Below are 19,289 nucleotides of genomic sequence, written 5' to 3' on the forward strand. Positions count from 1 at the left end.
GGATAGGCGGGGTATTGCGCGGGCCGGAATTTCGCTGAAATCGCGCGGATTTGCCGAAATGCGGCCTGTGAACCAGCCCTTTGCACTTGGCCTTTGGGCGGAGAATAGGCTAGAGCTTTCCCCGTTTCGGGCTCGGGGAGAAAGAAATGTTTGTCGTTGGCGGTGAAAGCCTGATCGATCTGGTGGCACAGCCTCTGGCGGATGACGGGGTGATCCGGATGGAGGCCCATGCGGGTGGCTCACCTTATAATTGCGCCATCGCATTGGCGCGGCTGGGTAATTCGACAGGATATCTGTGCCCGATCTCGCAGGATAATTTTGGCGACCATCTGCTTGGCCCGCTCCACAGGGCCGGTGTGACGCCGCTAATGGCAGAGCGCGTGACGGCCCCCACCAGTCTGGCTGTGGTCACCCTTAATGCGCGCCAGCAGGCTCAATATGAATTCTATCGCAGTGCGGACCGGGCTTTCACGGAAGATGGGCTGATTGCGGCTTTGCCGGCGGCTCCTGTTGTTTTCCAGTTCGGCGGTTTTTGCCCGATTGAACCGGTCGATGCCAAGGCATGGCTGGCCGTGGCTGATGCAGCGGCCGCGCGCGGGGCGATGATTACGCTCGATCCCAATGTGCGCCCGTCTCTGGTTGCCGATTTCGAGAGCTACAAACAGCGTTTGTCCGGCTTTTTTGACCGGGCGCATCTGGTCAAGCTGTCGGATGAGGATCTGGCAGCCCTTGATGCGCAAAAGAGCATTGAGCAGCATGTCACCGAATTGTTGCGGCGGCCGCATTGCGAACTGGTTGTTGTCACGCTGGGCGAGGGCGGGTCGCGCGCGTTCACCAAAAACGGTGAGGCTTCTGCCGAGATTTACATGCCGCCGGTTTTTGGTGACACCGTTGGGGCGGGGGACAGTCTGATGGCGGGGATATTGACGCTGCTGGCGGAACAGGGCGATCTCACCCCCGGCATGCTGGGTGGGCTTGATAGCGCGGCACTGGCAAAGGTCTTGCGGTTCGGTGCGGTTGTTGCCGGTCTCAATTGTGCCGAAAAAGGCTGCCATCCCCCAACCCGGGACGAGGTTGATGCCGTTTTGGCGTCGTAACGGATAGCTGTTGGCATTCGTTCACCTCATTGTGTTGTAATTGTTTTCCGGGAATGGCTCTGGTTTCATTCCGGGAGTTTAAGGCATAGGGGCGAAACGGATATGCGGCGCGGATATGTGGTTTTGGCACTGGTGGTCCTGGCGGGGCTTGGGGTTGCTGCCTGGTTTTTCAAACCGGTGGAAGGCCCGGCGCGCGATCTGAGCCTTGCCGGCGATGTGACGCGCGGCGAATATGTGATGCGGCTTGGCGGTTGCATTGCCTGCCACACCGATATTGCCAATGATGGTGCCTATCTGGCGGGCGGGGCGGCGATCAAAACCCAGTTCGGCGATTTCACACCCCCCAATATCACCTCCGATCCAGACGCCGGGATTGGCAGCTGGACGCTGGCCGAGTTCTCGGACGCGATGAGCAATGGCAAGGGGCCGGGCATGGTCGAACACCTTTATCCCGCGTTCCCTTATGACAATTATACGCTGATGACCGATCAGGACATTGTCGATCTCTATGCGGCATTGATGGCGGTCGAGCCGGTGGCAACGCCCGCGCCGGGGCATCGGCTTTCCTTCCCGTTCAACATGCGGGTCTTGATGCTGGGCTGGAAGAACATGTTCTTCACCCCCGAGCGGTTCAAATCCGATCCGGCGCGGTCACCCTTGTGGAATCGCGGCAATTATCTGGCCAATGGGCCGGGCCATTGCACGGCCTGCCATACCCCGCGCAATGCGCTTGGCGGGCGCGAGGATGGGCGCGCCTTTGCCGGTGGTGAAGGTACGCCGGGGGGACGTGTGCCCGCGATCACCAAGGCCCGCCTTGTGGAAGAGGGCTATGACCGGGCGGCGCTGGTTGATGCGCTCAAGACCGGTTTCACGCCCGGTTTCAACGTATTGGGCGGCACGATGGGCGAGGTTATCGAAGAGGCGACATCGCACTGGACCGATAATGATCTTGAGGCGGTTGCCGCCTATCTGCTCGACGAGGAATAAAGCCGGATAAGGGGTGTTCCCTTATGCCGGAACCCCCTTAGGCCTCACTGCGGATTTTCAGAGCGTCGGTCAAGGTCATGGTCGTGTGATTGAGCCATTTGTCATCCTGCTCGGGGAAATCGGTGCGGAAATGGCCGCCCCGGCTTTCCGTCCGCCTGAGGGCTGCTGCTGCCACAAGGGTCGCTGAGGTGGTCATGTTGAGATAGGAGCGGGTGACCTTTTGCGCCGTGTTCTCCAGCTCCTCAATCCGGCGCAGGGCCTGGCGCAGACCCTGTTCGTCACGTTCGACGCCAACCAGATCGGTCATTACATGGCGCAGGTCCTGCACCGCCTGCAGATTGCGCAGCACGGCCTCGGCCTCCTCGCCTTTTTCCTGATCCCATTCAATGCCCTCGAAGGGGGCGAGATTGGTGCGCACCGGCTCCAGCCCGCCAATATCCTCGGCAATGCGCGCGCCAAACACCACTGCTTCCAAAAGCGAGTTTGAGGCAAGGCGATTGGCCCCGTGCAGGCCCGTGCATGAGGCCTCACCGCAGACCCAGAGCCCGGCGATGGACGAGCGGCCCCGGTCGTCAACCTTGACCCCGCCCATGTGATAGTGCGCTGCCGGGGTGACCGGGATCATGTCCTTGACCGGGTCAATGCCGGCATCCGTGCAATATTTGGCAACGGTGGGATAGGCGGTCAAAATCTTCTCGCCAAGGCATGCGCGGGTGTCGAGAAACACTTTGCGGCCGGCCTTGATCTGGCGGAAATTGGCGCGGGCGACAATGTCGCGCGGGGCGAGTTCGGCATCCTCGTGGATGGCGGGCATGAAGCGTTCGCCCAGATCGTTAAGCAATATCGCCCCTTCACCGCGCAGCGCTTCGGTGGCCAAAGGTGCCGGATCAGCGCCCGTGGCGATGGCGGTGGGGTGGAATTGCACAAATTCGGCATCGGCAATGGCCGCGCCGGCTCTGGCTGCCATGCCCATGGCATGGCCGCGCACGCCCGGCGGGTTGGTGGTGACCGCATAAAGCCCGCCAAGGCCCCCTGCTGCCAGCACGGTGGCGCGGGCGCGGATGAAAACCGGCTCGGCATAACGATCGCCCAGCTTGCGGCAGTAAACCCCGATCACCCGGCCCTCGGCGCGGGCCAGTTCGACCGCAGTAATACCCTCGACAATACGGATGGAGGGGGTCCGGCGGACTTCTTCAATCAGGGCGGCCATGATCTCGCGCCCGGCGCGATCGCCGGATACCCGCACCACGCGGTTCATGGAATGGGCGGCTTCCCGCGAGAGCTGGTAATTGCCCTCGGCATCCCGATCAAACGGGGTGCCCCAGCGGGCCAGATCCTCGATTCGCGCCGCCGCTTCCGCCGCCACCCGTTCGGCCACTTCCATGTCGACAATCCCGGCACCCGCTACCCCGGTATCCACCGCATGGGCATGGGCGCTGTCGCCTTCACCCACCGCTGCGGCAACGCCGCCCTGCGCCCAGGCGGAAGAGGCGCCAAAGCCCAATGGTTTCGGGGACAGAACGGTGACTGGTCGCGGCGCCATTTTGAGCGCACAGAAAAGTCCAGCCAGACCCGCGCCAACAATAAGTGCGCCATCCGCGTTCAAAACGTTGTCGTAGATACCCATCATGTCCTCCGCCTGACGCCAGCAAAACCTGAATTGCACCGCGAACGGGTCTGGCGTCTGGCTGGTTGTTCATATTTTAATTCTGAGCCCAGCGCCACCCGCCTGCTCCCCCGGATCGAGATTTCGCCGGGCACCGGCATAAGGCTTGTCAGGTTTCGGGGGTGGAATGCTGCTGTATGGCGTGTTTCAATACATCGAACAGCCGCGCGTCGCCGCATTGGGAAACATTGAAGCGGAGAAAGCGGGTCGCCGATTGTGCGTGGCTGAAGGCATTGCCCGGTGCGAGCACGATATTGCGGGCCAGCGCGTCGCGGGCAATGTCGGCGGCATCAATATTGCCGGGCAATTGCGCCCATAAAAACAATCCAGCCTGCGGCTCGAGCCAGGGTTCGATGCCGATATTTCTCAGGCGGGCACTCACCTCTGACATCGCCTGGGACAGGCGCAGTTTCAGCGCCGCCATATGTTTGCGATAACTGGGATCACGCAGCATGTTCAAAACCAGTTCGGCGTTCAAAGGTGCGCCGCCAAAACTTGTCGCGATCTTGAGGTCAACAAGCGGATCCACCCAGTCGCGGCGCACCGCGATATAGCCGCAGCGGGCCGCCGCCGACAGGGTTTTGGAAAAACTGCCAATATGGATGACCCGCTCAAGCCCATCGAAAGCTGCCAGCCGTGGCGATGGCACCTGCTCGAAATCGGCAAAAATATCGTCCTCGATAATGGTCAGTCCGTGCTGGTCGGCCAGCTTGAGCACACGATGCGCCCGCGCCGGGGAGAGGGTTGCCCCGGTGGGGTTATGAATGCCCGAATTGGTTATATAGAGGCGGGGCTTTTCCGCGATCAGCACCTTTTCAAATGCTGCGGCATCGGGGCCGGAAGGTGTATAGGGGACGCTGACAATCCGGGCGCGATGGGCGCGCAGCAGCGCCTGAAAATTGAAATAGCAGGGATCATCCACCAGCACCGTATCACCCGGCTCGAGCAGAAACCGGCAGAGCAAATCAATCGCCTGCGTGCCCGATCCGGTCAGGATGATCTGATCGGGTGATGTCTCAATATCTGCATCTGCCAGCCGGCTGGCAATCAAGCGTCGCAAGGGCGGCAGGCCCAGCGGTTCGCCATATTCGCTGAGGGAAACGGGGTCCGCATGCGCCAGCTTTCGTAAGGCCCGGCGCATGGCGGTTTGCGGCATCCATTCGGGCGGTAGCCAGCCGCATCCCGGCTTGAGATGGGCCGTGCCCGCTTCCAGCGACTGGCGCGATACCCAGAGCGGATCGATGAGGCGGTCAAGCCTTGGTCCCATCCCGGCGAGGGACAGGGGCGCTGTCTGGCTGGCCACGAAAAACCCCGCCCCGGGCCGGGACTTGATGACGCCTTCTGCCGCCAACCGCTCATAAGCCTCGACAATGGTTGAGGTGGACATCGCCATCACGCCGGCAAAGGCGCGGATGGAGGGGAGCTTGTCGCCGGCGGCCAGGCTGCGGCTGGCAATGCGCTGCCGGATCGCCGTCATGGCCGTCTCGATGCGCGTGCTGCTTTTGGGGTTCAGCTCCACTGTAGTGCATTCCTTGCCATAACAGTTTCGCAATATTGTACTGTATTGTGCTTGGCGGTGTCACCCGTTCTCGTCGATAAACATCCCTCAAATAGGGAAGTTTGAAATGGACAAATCACTGCACGGTTGGCTCAACGGGCTCATTGGCGTCATCATCTTCAGCGGCTCCCTGCCGGCGACGCGGGTGGCGGTGGGGCAATTCGATCCGATATTTCTGACCGGCGCCCGGGCCGCGATAGCCGGATTGCTGGCGGTTGGATTGCTGTATTTTTTCAAGATAAAGCGGCCAGGGCGACAGGATATTGTTCCCCTCGTCATCGTGGCTCTCGGGGTGGTGGTGGGGTTCCCGCTGCTGACGGCCTTGGCGCTGCAATATGTCACCTCGGCCCATTCCATCGTCTTCATCGGCCTGTTGCCGCTGGCCACCGCGCTGTTTGGCGTGCTGCGGGCCGGGGAGCGGCCAAAGCCGGTTTTCTGGGTCTTTTCGGTTCTGGGCAGCGCCCTGGTTGCCGGCTTTGCCCTGTCGCAAGGTCTGGTCGCGTCGCCCGCGGGCGATCTCTTGATGCTTGCTGCGATTATTGTGTGCGGGCTTGGTTATGCGGAAGGCGCAAAGCTGTCGCGCAAACTGGGCGGCTGGCAGGTCATTTGCTGGGCGCTGGTGCTGTCTTTGCCGGTGATGGTTGGTTTATCCATCAGATATTGGCCGTCCAGTTTCGCCCATGTCACCCTCCCGGGCTGGGCCAGCCTTGGTTATGTGTCGGTGTTCAGCATGCTGGTGGGCTTTGTGTTCTGGTATCGCGGTCTGGCGCAGGGCGGCATTGCCGCCATCGGGCAATTGCAATTGCTGCAACCGTTTTTCGGCCTCGCACTGGCCGCAACCCTTTTGCATGAGGCGGTCACCCCGGCGATGCTTGCGGTGACGGTGGCAGTCATTCTTTGCGTCTACGCGACACGCCGTTTCGGTAAATAGGATCCGGCCAGGTGCCTGGCCGCCTTTTTTACTCACCTCGGTCATGCAACCCAACTGCCGGAAACTGTCAGTTGGGGGCATTTATAGCAGGGCTGTTTGTGGATAGAGTTTCCGCACAGAACCGAGGTGAGCAAAAAGGGCGGGCAGCGCATGGAAGTTGATGCCGATAAAGTTGTTGTGTGTGAAACCCCGGAAGCCTTCTGGAACTGGCTTGCCGACAACCATGCAGAGGCCAAAGAGGTCTGGTTGCAACTTTATAAAAAGCAGTCCGGCATTCCCTCGATCAACTGGTCAGAGGCAGTGGTGCAGGCCATTGCCTGGGGCTGGATTGACGGGATCAAGAAATCGCGGGACGCGCAATCCTGGTATCAAAGGTTTACCCCGCGCCGACCCAAGGCGATGTGGTCCAAAAAGAACCGCGAACATGCTGAAACCCTGATCGCCGACGGCCGGATGCAGCCGGCTGGGCAACGGCTTGTGGATGAAGCGATGGAGAACGGCCATTGGGACATGGCTTATGCGGGCAGCGCTGAAATGGAAATCCCGGAAGAATTTATGGCAGAACTCGCCAAAAACCCCGCCGCGCAGCAGGTTTTTGACGGGCTTAACCGCGCCAATCTGTTTGCCATTTATTACAGGCTGCATGCCGCCAAGCGACCCGAAACGCGCGCCCGGCGCCAAAGCGATATTATCGCAATGCTGGCGCGGGGCGAGACGTTTCACTAAAGCGGGTCATCAAGGCTTGAAGGCGCCTAATCGCCCTTTTTGCTCATCTCGATCATGCGTTCCACAGCCCGGCGGGCGTCGGGGATGATCGCGGGATCGACCAGCACTTCCTCGGTCATGGTGTGCAGCGACCACAGAATGTTCTCAAGGTTGATGCGCTTCATGTGCGGGCAGATATTGCAGCCGCGCAGAAAATCAACACCGGTGGTTTCGGACGCCACATTGTCCGACATGGAGCATTCGGTGACCATCACCACCTTGGGCGGCTTTTCCGTTTTCACCCAGTTGATCATCGCGGCGGTCGAGCCGGAGAAATCCACCGCATCGATCACCTCGGGCGGGCATTCGGGGTGGGCGATGATTTTTGAGTTCGGGTAGGCGGCGCGCAATTCGGCAATGTCGGCGGCGGTAAAGGTCTCATGCACTTCACAGGCACCGGCCCAGGTGATGATTTTCTTCTTGGTCTTTTTCGCCGTGTTCTGCGCCAGATACTGGTCAGGGATCATGATGACTTCATCACCCTCGACCTGATTGACGATATCGACTGCATTGGATGAGGTGCAGCACACATCGGTCACCGCTTTCACAGCGGCTGATGTGTTCACATAAGTGACAACCGGTGCACCGGGATATTGGGCGCGCATGGCCATCACATCCTCAGCGGTAATCGAGGAGGCCAGCGAACAGCCGGCGCGGCTGTCGGGAATCAGTACGGTTTTTTCCGGGTTCAGCAATTTCGAGGTTTCGGCCATGAAATGCACACCGCACTGCACGATCACCTGTTGCTTGACCTTGGTCGCTTCCACGGCAAGCTGCAGGCTGTCGCCCACAATGTCGGCCACACCGTGATAGATTTGCGGGGTCTGGTAGTTATGGGCCAGAATCACCGCATCCTTCTTCTTTTTCAGCCGGTTGATCTGAAAGATCAGCGGCGCATAAAAGGGCCATTCGATTTCGGGAATCTGGTTTTTCACCCGGTCATAAATGCCGGAGGTGGATTTTTTGACAGCGGCGGAAAATTTCAGGTCGAAACTATCCGCCAGCACGGCGCGCGCCTCTTCGAGTGGTGTCATCGCGTTGATGAGCTGAACCATTGTGGATCCCTTCCGCGCGGCACCCTTGCGGCCTGTTGCCGGGCGAGCACCAAGATTAATCTGGTCGCGCCTGAATTCTGCCGCGAAACTGGATGCCTTCTATACCGCATCCCGTCGGGGCGGAACTTAGGTATTTTTGCCGGGCATTTCAATGAATGCTATGCTAGATCAGGCCCCGAAATTCATGCATTGACCGTAATTGATGAAAGAGCCCCGAATTTATGCCCCAGGATGCAGCCGTTTTAAAGAAAACCCTGTCGCTTGCCCCGGTCATTCCGGTCATCATTCTTGATGATGTCAGCGCGGCGCGTGCCATGGCCGAAGCGCTTGTGGCCGGTGGATTGCCGGTTCTCGAGGTCACCCTGCGCACACCGAATGCCCTGAAAGTCATGGCCGAAATGGCCAAAGTGCCGGGTGCCATTGTCGGTTCGGGTACTGTACGCACGGCCGAGCATATGCGCCAGTCGGTAGATGCGGGGTGCCAGTTCATGGTGTCGCCGGGTGCCTCGCCGCGCTTGCTCGATGCGGCTGAAGATGTGGCCATTCCGCTTTTGCCGGGGATCGGCACACCGACCGAGGCGATGACGCTGGCTGAGCGTGGCTATACCTATTTGAAATTCTTTCCCGCCGAGGCCATGGGCGGCGTGCCGGTGCTCAAAAGCTTTGCGTCCCCGCTGCCCGATCTGACCTTCTGCCCCACGGGCGGTATCGATCCGGCCAAGGCAAAAACCTATCTGGCACTGCCCAATGTGATTTGCGTTGGCGGGTCCTGGGTTACCCCCGGCGATGCAGTTGCCGCCGGTGACTTCGCCCGTATTGAACAATTGGCGCGGGAAGCTGCGGCGCTGGCAGGCTGATTGATGGGGCGGCGGTTCGAGATGATCCGAACGCCCCTTTCTGCCGTCTTCCTGCTATTGACGTTTTTTGCTGCCGCCCTGCCGGCCCGTGCCGGTGCGGCGACAGTTTATGCTGCCGCCAGCCTTACCGACATTATGGCGAAACTGGCCACCGGCTTTGAACAGCAGGGCGGCGGCCAGCTGACCATTGTGCCCGGCTCTTCTTCAACGCTGGCCCGCCAGATTATGGCCGGTGCGCCGGTTGATCTGTTTATCTCGGCCAACAAAACCTATGCGGATGCGGTTGCCAGCCAGATGGGGGGCACGGCGCGCGACTTGTTCGGCAATGGGCTGGTTATCATTGCGACCGCCGGTTTTGATGGTGATGTCACGCTGGACGCCTTGCCTGATGCGCTGGGCGGGGGGCGGCTGGCGGTGGGCGATCCTGCCCATGTGCCAGCGGGCATTTATGCCCGCGACGCGCTGGAACAGGCCGGATTGTGGGACCGTCTTGAAAACCGGTTGGCCCCGGCCGGTGATGTGCGCGGGGCCGTCGCCTTTGTTGCAAGCCATGCCGCACCCTTTGGCATTGTTTATAAAACCGATGCGCTGGTGCCCGGCGTGCGGGTTGTTGCTGTCATTGACCCGGCCCTGCACGCCCCGGTGCGCTATTGGGGTGTGGCGACGGGCAAGGACAACACGACAGTTGCAGAATTTCTTGGCTATATGGCCAGTGCAGCAGGCCAGGGCCTGCTGGCTGATGAGGGCTTTTTACCGTGACCGGCAATCATGACTGATATCGCGGGCATTGTGCTTTTAACCCTCAAGGTGGGACTGGTGGGCGTCGGTTTTGCCCTGCCTTTGGCCTTTTTTCTCGGGTTCGTTCTGGCCCGCTATTCATTTCGCGGCAAGGCGGTGCTGAGCGCTTTAGTCATGCTGCCTTTGGTTTTGCCGCCGGTGGTGACCGGCCTGGTTTTGCTGGACCTGTTTGGCCCGATGGCACCGCTGGGGCGGTTTTTTGCCCAGTTCGGTCTGCAGTTCGGCTTTCGCTGGACCGGTGCGGCGCTGGCGGCGGGGCTGGTTGCCTTGCCGCTGATGGTGCGCCCGATCCGGCTGGGGCTCGAAGGTGTCGATCCGGGATTGCATGAGGCGCTGGCGGTGGCCGGGCACGGGTTCTGGTCCCGGCTCTGGCGGCTCGATCTGCCGCTGGCCATGCCGGGGATACTGGCCGGGCTGATCATGGGGTTTGCCAAGGCACTTGGCGAATTCGGGGCCACCATCACCTTTGTCGCCAGCATTCCGGGGGAAACCCGCACCCTGTCCCTGGCGATCTTTTCGACCCTGCAATCGGCCAATGGCATGGAAATGGTTTATATTCTGGCGGCCATTTCGGTGACGCTTTCTGTGGTCGCTGTCATTGCCTCCGAGGTTCTGGTGGCCCGGCTGGCCGTCAGGCTGACAGGGCGGGAGACCTCCCGTGCTTGATATTGATGTCACAGCCCGGTTCGGCACTTTCGATCTCAAGGCGGCGCTGACCCTTCCATCCGGGGTCACCGCGCTGGTCGGGCCCTCGGGCGCGGGCAAGTCCTCGCTGCTGCGTTTGCTGGCCGGACTTTCGGTACCGGAGACGGGGCGGATCAAGCTGGGCGACAAACCGCTTTGCGATATGGAAGCGAAGCTTTCCATCGCGCCCGAACGCCGCCAGATCGGCATGGTGTTTCAGCGCCCAGCCCTGATGCCGCATATGAGTGTGCGCCAGAATATTCTCATCGGCGCGCGCGGGCACGCCCTTTCCGGTGACCTGCTCGAACGGACAGGCTGCGCCCGGTTGATCGGCAAACCGATAGCGGCATTATCGGGCGGGGAGCAGCAGCGGGTCATGCTCGCGCGGGCGCTCGTGGGCAAGCCGGCCCTGCTCTTGCTCGATGAACCCTTAAGCGCGCTCGATCCGGCATCGCGGGATGAATTGCTGGGTCTGTTTGCCGAATTGTTTCCCACTCTTGATATTCCGGTGATCCATGTCACCCACGCCATGGAAGAGGCCGGGCGGGTGGCCCGGCATTTCGTTCTCATGCGCGCCGGGCGGATTGTGGTTGCGGGCGATGCGCCAACTGTTCTTAGCCAATATGGCAATGCGGGCGAGGGCGGGATTGCCGCAATCCTTCATGGCGCGGTGCGCGATATTGCCGATGACGGGCTGGCCGCGATTACGGTTGGCAATCAGCAGGTCGAGGTGATGGGGGAGGGTCTTGCGCCCGGCGCGCGCGTCAGTCTGCGGGTCTGGGCGCGCGATGTGGTGCTGGCGCGTTCAGTGATCGACAATATCAGTGCCCGCAATGCGCTTACGGGTGAGATCGCCCGGCTCAACACTTTGCCCGGCGGGCAGGTGGAGGTGCGCATCGCCGTTGAAGGCCAGTATCTGCTCGCCATTGTCATGGCGCGCACGGTTGCGGAAATGGGGCTGGCGGCAGGTCAGAAAGTGACCGCGATATTCAAGTCGGCATCCGTCGAACGCATGGCTTAGGGCGGGGCTGAGATAAGGTCTGAAACTGGGCTTAAACAAGGCTGAGGTAAGCCTTGCACAAGGCTTACAAACACTCAGATTTTTCCGTTTTTTCAGACTGTTATCCTAAACTCTATAAATTCAGCAATTTCACAAAGCGTTTCAAAATCTTGCGCAGGTTCTTGTGCTGGGCGTGATCCAGTTCACCGGTCAGCGCATCTTCGAGCAATTGCCAATTGGCGGCGAGCACATCGGCAATGTCGCGGCCCTTCGCCGTCAGCCGCGCGCCGGGCAAAAGGTCCGGGCCAACGGCGACCCGTTCGATCACGCCCGCTTCAGCCAGCCGGACCAGCCGCATTTCAAGGGCGATGTCCCCGAGCCCGGTCATGTCGGTAAGTGCTTGTTCTGCTGCGCCTTTCGGATCATCCAGCGCGAACAAAAACGCGTCATCACCCGCCTCAAGGCCCCGTTCGTAAAGGGGGACGAGCATCTTCTGCCGGGCCAGATGGCCCGCTTCGATGAGCCGGTAAAGTGTCGTTTTTGCTGCGGGTTTCGGCATGAGGGCAAAATAGTCCGGAATCCGGGGCGGCGTCGATTGCTGATCGCATCCTATCGTTAATCCGAGGGCGATGAATAGGGCTTGGCTGTTCAGGATTTCTGCCTATTATACGCTGAAACGGGCGCGCGTTTGCACAATATATCTGGTGGTGTTCTGGTGTGCGTGCCGGTCGGCAAAAGGGCGATCTGCGTCCGGACAAGGCATGAGTGGATGACACAGGATCTCGCCCGTATTCGCGCTTTCGTGCAGGTTTATGATGCGGGCGGCTTTTCCGCCGCGGCGCGCCAGTTCGGCCGTTCCAAGGCGCTGTTGTCCAAGTATGTAACTGATCTTGAAGACTATCTTGGCGTGCGGCTGATGAACCGGACGACGCGCAAACTGTCGCTGACCGAGGCGGGCGAGGCCTATTATCGCGAAGTTGTGCAATTGCTGCAGCAGCTTGACGATCTTGATGCAACGATTACCAACCAGACCTCGGAAGCGCGCGGTTTGTTGCGGGTGTCGGCCCCGCGCAATTTCGGCGAGACCTCGCTCACCCCGGCCCTGTTTGCCTTTTTGCAAACGCACCCCGAAGTCACACTCGATTTGCGGCTTGAGGACCGGTTTGTCGATCTGGTGGATGAAGGGGTCGATGTGGCCTTGCGGATCAGCGCCATGCCGGATTCATCCCTGATTGCCCGCAAGATCGCTGATACAAAAATAGTCATCTGCGGTTCGCCGGAGCTGATAAAGCGCGTGGGGCTGCCGCAAAGCGGCGAGGCGCTGCGCAACATGCCCTGCATTGTTGATGTCAATTTACAAGGGCAGGCCAATTGGCGCTTTGTATCTGAAGACCAGGCGACGGCTGTGCATGTCTCGGGGCCCGTGCGGGTCAATTCGCCCGTGGCGGCGATGCAGGCGGCGTTGCACGGCCTTGGGTTTGCCGCATTGCCAGCCTATCTGGCCGAAAAGGAAATTGCTGACGGGCGTCTGGTTGTGGTGCTGGCGGACAGAATGCCCGCCGGACCGAGCCTTCAGGCGGTCTATCCGCATCGCCGGCATCTGGCCGGAAAGGTGAGGGCGCTGATCGATCATCTGGTAATCTGGTTCGATACGCACCCGGTGCAATGACGCTATTTTGAGGTTCCTGACGCGTAACAATTACATATTTTCTACCCAACTACCTGAAAATGCTATCAATGTTTCTCCGCCGATTTTCTGCTTGCCGGCACTAAAATTCAACTCTCGTACAAGAGGTGCGCCTTGACTGGCTGCCGTCGTCTTCTTGCTGGTGTTTTGACAACGCTCGCGCTGTTTATTTTTGCAATTCAACAGGTTCAGGCGCATCCGCATATCTGGATCGACGCCCGTTCGGTGGTCGTTTTCAATGCTGATGGTGATGTCAGCGCCATCCGGCATGAATGGACTTTTGATCAGGCATTTTCATCCTGGTCGATTCAGGGGCTGGATACGGACGGGGACGGGCAGATCAGCAAGGCTGAATTCCAGTCGCTGGCCGACGAGAACATGGTGGGCTTGCGGGAATATGAATATTATACCTTTGCCGGGGTGGGGCAGGAGAATGTCCGGTTCTCCCCTGGCCCCGATCCGCACCTGACCTATGATGGCGCACGCACGACACTGCATTTCACCCTGATCCCCGACGCGCCGATCCGTGTGGGCGGGTTGCTGGAGATCGAGGTTTCGGATCCTGAATATTATGCGTCTTTCACCTTTTTGACTGATCGTGGTGTGACGCTTGAGAATGCGCCGGACAGCTGCGTCGGCGAGGTAAATCCGCCCAAACAGATAGACCCGGCGATTGAGCAGCAATTGTTCGAGCTTGGGCCTGATGTCACCGTTCTGCCGCCGGAGCTGAAAAGCGTTGCGGCCGATCTTGCCAATGTGGTGATCGTGCGCTGCGACGGCATCGCACCGCGCTCGGCGCTGGAAGCCAGCGAACGGTTGTCGCGCGGTACAGCGGCACCCTTTGGTGCGCCGCCGGTTGAGCGGGGCTTGCCGGTCGTGCGTACCGGCCTTCTCGGCTGGGTCTTCAAACAACAGCAAACCTTTTATGGCGCCATGACCAATGCCCTCGGCCAGCTCAGGGCTGATGGCAATGCCTTCTGGGTTCTGAGCCTGATCAGCTTTTTATATGGCGTGTTTCATGCCGCCGGTCCGGGACACGGCAAGGTGGTGATCTCATCCTATGTGCTGGCGACCGAATCCGAATTGAAGCGGGGCATCGGGCTTAGTTTTGCCTCAGCACTCATGCAGGCGGTTACCGCTGTGGTGTTTGTACTGTTTGCCGCCCTTGTGTTGAACATGACCAGTATGCGGCTGAGCGAGAGTGCGAATGTTCTGGTGATCGGCTCTTATGTACTGGTGATCCTTTTGGGGCTTTGGCTGATTGCGCGCAAACTGTTCGGGTTTGGCCATAGCCATCATCATCACGCGCATAACCATGATCACCACGACCATGCCCATCACGATGACCATGTGCATATGGTGACGCCCAAACAAATGCGGGGCGGCTGGCGCGAGGTGCTGGGTGTTGTGCTTGCTGTGGGGTTGCGGCCCTGTTCAGGCGCGCTGGTGGTGCTGGTTTTTGCTCTCAGCCAGGGTGTTTTGGCTGCAGGTATTGCCGCCGTATTCATCATGGCACTGGGTACCGCGCTGACCGTGAGCGCACTGGCGATTGTGGCTGTGGGGGCCAAAGGCGCGGCGCGGTTGTTCTACAAGGGCCCCTATGCAGCGGTGGCTGCGGATGTGCTGTGGTGGCTTGAACTGTTCGGCGCTGTGTTGGTGCTGGCTTTCGGCGTTATTCTGCTGATGGCGAATTTGTAGCCAAGGTCCCAGTATTCAGAATAAAAAAAAGGGCGGCCATGCCGCCCTTTTTCATCAGATGCAGACGGCATTATTTTTTGACAATGCGGCCTTCAACCTTGGCATCGACCGACCCGGTTTGCAGGATATATTCGATGACATCATTGGCCATGAGATCGCCATTGCGATCGTCGATCAGCACATTGCCGCCGACAAAGGCCGTGTAACCGTCACCACCGCGCAGCATATAGTCATTGGTGGCGACCTTGTAGGTTGCTGCCGGGTCGAGCGGTGCGTCGCCCACCATGACCGAGACAACACGTTCACCCGCTGGCTTGCTGGTATCGATTTCGATCTTGATGCCAGAGACCTGCGGGAAGCGCCCGCCGCCTTCTTCAACCAGGCTGAAACCGTTTTCGAGGCCATCCAGGATCTGCTGGCCGGTCAATTCGGACACCACAGTGACATTGCCAAAGGGCAATTCGCTGAGAATGTCGCGGCGGGTGAGCATGGTGCCGGCTTCATATTCACGATCAGCGCGAATGCCGCCGCCATTGGTGATGGCCAGATCGGCGCCATTGGCAGCCCGCATGGCATCGGCAATCAGGTTGCCCATGGCCGATTCCTCGGTACGCACAATGTTGCGACGAGAATCGAGCGCGGTATTGGTGGTGCCAATATCGGTGTTGAGGCTGGCGTCGAGCGTGGTCTTGAGTTCATCGACCAGTGCCTGGGTTTCCGGATCCGGGGTGACGGTTGCGGTGTCGATGTAACGGAAATGCGGGGTCCAGCTGATGGTGCGCTTGCCGTCATTTTCGCCGATCTCGACGGTGAGGTCGAGCGGGGCGAGGAATTTTGCGTCCGTCGAGGTTTCGACATAGGCGGTGATGCCGTCATAGCCCGTCATGTAGTCATGGTCGTCGCCGGACATGATGACATCAAAGGCATGGCTGGCTGCGATCTCGCGGTCATTGGCGTGGTCGGTCTGGATGACGCCGACAACCAGATCTGCACCCTCGGCACGGGCGGCCTTGGCTGCAGCGATGGCGGAGGAGACCGTGCCTTCAAACTTCCAGTCGCCAGAACTGGAGACAACCGGCGTGGTGTCCTGGGCGACGGGAACCAGTGCGATCTTGAGGCCGGCGATTTCCTTCATCATGGTGCCGCCAAGCCCGTCAATCGGCGAGCCATCGGCATGGGTGATGTTGATGGCAGCCCATGGGTATTCGGACGCGCCGACTTTTTGCAGGAAATTTTCGGTGCCGAAATCGAATTCATGATTGCCCGGTACGGCAATGTCGAAGGGCACGATATTGGTCAGATCGATCGTGTTCTGGCCTTTATCGAAACCCGAGAGCAGGGAGGGGGACAGCATGTCGCCATCGAAGACATAAAGCATGTTGGGGTTGGCGGCCTTTTCGGCCCGTGCGACGGCATTGAGACGGGCAAAGCCGCCCCGGCCACCGGTTTCGGTGAAGTTATAGAGGTCACCCGCGCCTAGAATGGTCAGTTTGACGGTTTCGGCATAGGCCGGGGCCAGCGTGGCGCCGCTGAGGGCGGTGGTGCCCGCGATCACCACAGCAAGTGTTTTGAGATAGTTCGACATGTCGGTTCTCCTTGGAAACGGATGGCCACCGGTCTGTCAGGTGGTCGTTGGTGCGCTTGCTTGATGGTTCCGGGGGATCGCCTCCATACGCTGCGCCTCCGGGACGCCGGTGTCGTCAGCTCTGGATTTTGTGCTGACCTACATGGCTGACGACCCCACATAGAGCAGAATTGGTGCAGTTTTTTAACAAGCCCAAAAGCCTGCATTTCGGGCCATTGTGCTGACCGAAGCCGATTAAATGCCAGAATGGGGAAGCTGAAAAGAGCTAATTTGATCTTTTGGTCAAAACTGCCCGATGGTGCTTGGTGGCGGACACGGCATACTGTCACACGCGGACGGTCTTTCTTGCGTCCGGCGGGGGGATGGCTAAGGTGGCAGCGAACGCAACCAGTCCGAGCATACGGGTCCTATATGTCTGAGCACCTTCCCAAAGACCATCCGCCGGTGAAACCACCCAAAGTGGGGGTGCTGCTGCTCAATCTGGGAACACCCGATGCCACCGACTACTGGTCGATGCGACGCTATTTGAAAGAGTTCCTGTCGGACGCGCGGGTGATTGAGACGCCGCGGATAATCTGGTGGTTCATTCTCAACCTGATCGTTTTGACCTTTCGGCCGAAAAAAAGTGGCGCGGCCTATGACAAGATCTGGGATTATGAGGCCAAAGACAGTCCTTTGCGTGTGATCGCGCGGTCGCAGGCGGAAAAACTGCAGGCGCGGATGGGCGATGCGGCGCTGGTGGATTTTGCCATGCGCTATGGCAATCCCTCGACCGAGAGCCGGTTGAAGGCGATGCAGGCCGCCGGATGCGACCGGATTTTGCTGGTGCCGCTATATCCGCAATATTCCGCCCCGACCACGGCAACCGCCAATGACAAGGCGTTTGATATTCTCAAAACCATGCGCTGGCAGCCCGCGGTGCGCACGGCGCCGCCCTATTTCGATGATCCCGTCTATGTCGCGGCGCTGGCCGAGAGCATTTCCTCAGGCATTGCGGCGCTCGATTTTGAGCCGGATGTGGTGATCACCTCCTATCACGGCATGCCCGAGAGCTATTTGCAAAAGGGCGATCCCTATCATTGCCAGTGCGTGAAGACGACGCGGCTGACCCGGGAAAAACTGGGCTGGGACAAAGACAAGCTGATCGTGAGTTTTCAAAGCCGGTTCGGCCCTGAGGAATGGCTGAAGCCCTATACCGATGTGACGCTGGAGACGCTGCCGGAAAAGGGCATCAAGAAAGTGGCAATTCTGGCGCCCGCCTTTTCGGTGGACTGTCTTGAAACGCTGGAAGAACTGGCGATGGAGGGGAAAGACAGTTTTGAGACGCATGGCGGTACTCATTACGCCTATATTCCGTGTCTTAATGACTCTCCCGCTGGCATGGACGTCATAGAAAGCGTTGTACGGCGGGAATTAATGGGCTGGATATAGCCTTAATTACACAATTATTGCGTCTGCCTGCCGACACCCATAGATTGTTGTGTGGGGCGCGAGGAGATTATAATGGACGGCTTTTCAACGACGTTACTTGTGGCTGGTGTTCTGGCCATTCTGGTGCTGTTTGCGGGCACCAAAGTTGTGCCCCAGGGCTTTAATTTCACCATTGAGCGGTTCGGGCGCTATACGCGGACATTGAAGCCAGGTCTTAACCTGATCGTGCCATTTATCGACCGGGTTGGGCGCAAGCTCAACATGATGGAGCAGGTGCTCGACGTGCCGCATCAGGAAGTCATTACCCGCGACAACGCGACGGTGACTGCCAATGGCGTGACGTTTTACCAGGTGCTGGATGCGGCGGCGGCGGCCTATGAGGTGTCACAGCTGGAGCATGCCGTGCTCAACCTGACCATGACCAATATCCGTACGGTGATGGGGTCGATGGATCTTGATGAACTGCTTTCCAATCGCGACGAGATCAACCATCGGTTGTTGCATGTGGTGGATGCGGCGGTGTCGCCCTGGGGGCTGAAAATCACCCGTATCGAGATCAAGGATATCGATCCGCCCAAGGATCTTGTCGAGGCGATGGGCCGGCAGATGAAGGCTGAACGCGAAAAACGCGCAGCTATTCTTGAAGCTGAAGGTCGTCGCCAGAGTGCGATTTTGCAGGCAGAGGGCGCAAAGCAGGCGCAGGTGCTGGAAGCGGAGGGGCGCCGGGAGGCTGCATTCCGCGATGCCGAGGCGCGCGAACGTTCAGCGGAAGCGGAGGCCAAGGCAACCACGATGGTTTCCGAGGCCATTGCCAAGGGCGATGTGCAGGCGATCAATTATTTTGTCGCCAATAATTACATCCAGGCGCTCGAGAGCATTGCCAAATCGCCCAACCAGAAGCTTTTGATGTTGCCGGTCGAGGCATCCAATGTCATCGGGGCTTTGGGCGGTATCGCCGAGATTGCCAAGGAAACCTTTGGTGGCGATGCGCCGAAACGCTCGTCCAGCCGTCCGCCTTCGTCGGGGCAGTAGGCCATGGACCTGCTTGACCTGATCATCTCCTATGGGCCCTGGTCGTGGATTATCGGCGGGTTGATATTGCTGGGGGTCGAGTTGATCGTGCCGGGCGGCGTAGTGGTCTGGCTTGGGGGCGCGGCCATTATCGTGGGGTTGATCACGCTGATGCAGCCGGTGCCCTGGGCCATGCAATGGCTGCTTTATGGCGTCTTGTCGATTGTCAGCCTTTTTGCCTGGCTCAATTACTCGCGGCGCAATCGCGGTGAGGAGAGCGACCGGCCTTTTCTCAACAAGCGGGCTTTACGGTATATCGGGCAGGAAGCCGTGCTGGAGGAGCCGATCAGCGGTGGGCGGGGGCGGATTTCGCTTGATGATTCCGTGTGGCGGGTTATTGGTCCGGACTTGCCAGAAGGCGCGCGGGTGCGGGTGACGGGTGCCGATGGCGCTGTGTTGCGTGTCGAAGCGGCTTAACC

18 protein-coding genes are annotated in these 19,289 nt (G+C 59.6%); 13 read left to right on the forward strand and 5 right to left on the reverse strand.

Translation table 11 applies throughout. The features are described 5' to 3' along the window. Positions 1-146 precede the first annotated feature (146 nt). Both L1P08_RS13280 and L1P08_RS13285 read left to right on the forward strand, forming a co-directional pair. Positions 147-1,097: a PfkB family carbohydrate kinase gene (locus L1P08_RS13280; protein WP_303617477.1), complete on the forward strand. Its 951-nt coding sequence runs from the start codon at positions 147-149 to the stop codon at positions 1,095-1,097. Between the two features lie 102 nt (positions 1,098-1,199). Next, entirely contained in the window at positions 1,200-2,084 is an 885-nt protein-coding gene (locus L1P08_RS13285) for a c-type cytochrome (RefSeq protein WP_303617478.1), read from the forward strand. A 37-nt stretch (positions 2,085-2,121) separates the two neighbouring features. Here L1P08_RS13285 and L1P08_RS13290 read toward each other — a convergent pair whose 3' ends face one another. Continuing rightward, positions 2,122-3,711 carry an L-aspartate oxidase gene (locus L1P08_RS13290; protein ID WP_303617479.1) on the reverse strand — a complete coding sequence of 530 codons (1,590 nt, stop codon included), beginning with the start codon at positions 3,709-3,711 and terminating at the stop codon, positions 2,122-2,124. Between the two features lie 148 nt (positions 3,712-3,859). Beyond that, positions 3,860-5,227, reverse strand: a complete 1,368-nt coding sequence (locus L1P08_RS13295; protein ID WP_303619573.1) for an aminotransferase-like domain-containing protein — start codon at positions 5,225-5,227, stop codon at positions 3,860-3,862. A 148-nt stretch (positions 5,228-5,375) separates the two neighbouring features. Here L1P08_RS13295 and L1P08_RS13300 point away from each other — a divergent pair, with 148 nt between their 5' ends. Together L1P08_RS13300 and L1P08_RS13305 are read left to right on the forward strand one after the other, a co-directional pair. Then, complete coding sequence (locus L1P08_RS13300) at positions 5,376-6,239, forward strand: DMT family transporter (protein ID WP_303617480.1); 864 nt, start codon at positions 5,376-5,378, stop codon at positions 6,237-6,239. Between the two features lie 150 nt (positions 6,240-6,389). After that, positions 6,390-6,965, forward strand: coding sequence for a YdeI/OmpD-associated family protein (locus L1P08_RS13305; protein ID WP_303617481.1), 576 nt, complete (start codon positions 6,390-6,392; stop codon positions 6,963-6,965). Between the two features lie 26 nt (positions 6,966-6,991). Here L1P08_RS13305 and nadA read toward each other — a convergent pair whose 3' ends face one another. Further along, positions 6,992-8,059: a quinolinate synthase NadA gene (gene nadA, locus L1P08_RS13310; RefSeq protein ID WP_438268416.1), complete on the reverse strand. Its 1,068-nt coding sequence runs from the start codon at positions 8,057-8,059 to the stop codon at positions 6,992-6,994. Between the two features lie 221 nt (positions 8,060-8,280). Here nadA and eda point away from each other — a divergent pair, with 221 nt between their 5' ends. The 4 genes from eda to L1P08_RS13330 are packed head-to-tail and all read left to right on the forward strand — an operon-like array spanning position 8,281 to position 11,419. Beyond that, entirely contained in the window at positions 8,281-8,916 is a 636-nt protein-coding gene (gene eda, locus L1P08_RS13315) for a bifunctional 4-hydroxy-2-oxoglutarate aldolase/2-dehydro-3-deoxy-phosphogluconate aldolase (protein ID WP_303617482.1), read from the forward strand. Positions 8,917-8,937: 21 nt separating this feature from the next. Further along, positions 8,938-9,675, forward strand: coding sequence for a molybdate ABC transporter substrate-binding protein (gene modA / locus L1P08_RS13320; RefSeq protein ID WP_303617483.1), 738 nt, complete (start codon positions 8,938-8,940; stop codon positions 9,673-9,675). A 9-nt stretch (positions 9,676-9,684) separates the two neighbouring features. Next, positions 9,685-10,380 (forward strand): ABC transporter permease subunit, encoded by a 696-nt coding sequence (locus tag L1P08_RS13325; RefSeq protein ID WP_303617484.1) that lies wholly within the window; start codon positions 9,685-9,687, stop codon positions 10,378-10,380. After that, positions 10,373-11,419: a molybdenum ABC transporter ATP-binding protein gene (locus tag L1P08_RS13330; RefSeq protein WP_303617485.1), complete on the forward strand. Its 1,047-nt coding sequence runs from the start codon at positions 10,373-10,375 to the stop codon at positions 11,417-11,419. The genes L1P08_RS13325 and L1P08_RS13330 overlap by 8 nt, the downstream gene beginning before the upstream one ends. Before the next feature lie 112 nt (positions 11,420-11,531). Here L1P08_RS13330 and L1P08_RS13335 read toward each other — a convergent pair whose 3' ends face one another. Beyond that, positions 11,532-11,957 (reverse strand): winged helix DNA-binding protein, encoded by a 426-nt coding sequence (locus L1P08_RS13335; protein ID WP_303617486.1) that lies wholly within the window; start codon positions 11,955-11,957, stop codon positions 11,532-11,534. 210 nt (positions 11,958-12,167) lie between these two features. Between L1P08_RS13335 and L1P08_RS13340 the strand changes: the two genes are divergently transcribed. Both L1P08_RS13340 and L1P08_RS13345 read left to right on the forward strand, forming a co-directional pair. Continuing rightward, positions 12,168-13,067, forward strand: coding sequence for a LysR family transcriptional regulator (locus L1P08_RS13340; RefSeq protein ID WP_303617487.1), 900 nt, complete (start codon positions 12,168-12,170; stop codon positions 13,065-13,067). 132 nt (positions 13,068-13,199) lie between these two features. Continuing rightward, positions 13,200-14,783, forward strand: coding sequence for a HoxN/HupN/NixA family nickel/cobalt transporter (locus tag L1P08_RS13345; RefSeq protein ID WP_303617488.1), 1,584 nt, complete (start codon positions 13,200-13,202; stop codon positions 14,781-14,783). 70 nt (positions 14,784-14,853) lie between these two features. On the opposite strand, the gene L1P08_RS13350 is transcribed toward L1P08_RS13345, so the two are convergent. Next, the gene (locus tag L1P08_RS13350) at positions 14,854-16,368 is read right to left on the reverse strand and encodes a bifunctional metallophosphatase/5'-nucleotidase (protein ID WP_303617489.1); all 1,515 of its coding nucleotides are present in this window, start codon (positions 16,366-16,368) and stop codon (positions 14,854-14,856) included. Between the two features lie 411 nt (positions 16,369-16,779). On the opposite strand from L1P08_RS13350, the gene hemH reads away from it, so the two are divergent. The 3 genes from hemH to L1P08_RS13365 all read left to right on the forward strand — a co-directional run bounded on the left by hemH (position 16,780) and on the right by L1P08_RS13365 (position 19,287). Beyond that, positions 16,780-17,799: a ferrochelatase gene (hemH, locus tag L1P08_RS13355; protein WP_303617490.1), complete on the forward strand. Its 1,020-nt coding sequence runs from the start codon at positions 16,780-16,782 to the stop codon at positions 17,797-17,799. 72 nt (positions 17,800-17,871) lie between these two features. Then, positions 17,872-18,831 carry an SPFH domain-containing protein gene (locus tag L1P08_RS13360; RefSeq protein WP_303617491.1) on the forward strand — a complete coding sequence of 320 codons (960 nt, stop codon included), beginning with the start codon at positions 17,872-17,874 and terminating at the stop codon, positions 18,829-18,831. 3 nt (positions 18,832-18,834) lie between these two features. After that, positions 18,835-19,287, forward strand: coding sequence for an NfeD family protein (locus L1P08_RS13365; protein ID WP_303617492.1), 453 nt, complete (start codon positions 18,835-18,837; stop codon positions 19,285-19,287). Positions 19,288-19,289 lie beyond the last annotated feature (2 nt).

The sequence above is a fragment of the Mariluticola halotolerans genome, assembly GCF_021611515.1.
Classification (GTDB): Bacteria; Pseudomonadota; Alphaproteobacteria; order Rhizobiales; family Devosiaceae; genus Mariluticola; species Mariluticola halotolerans.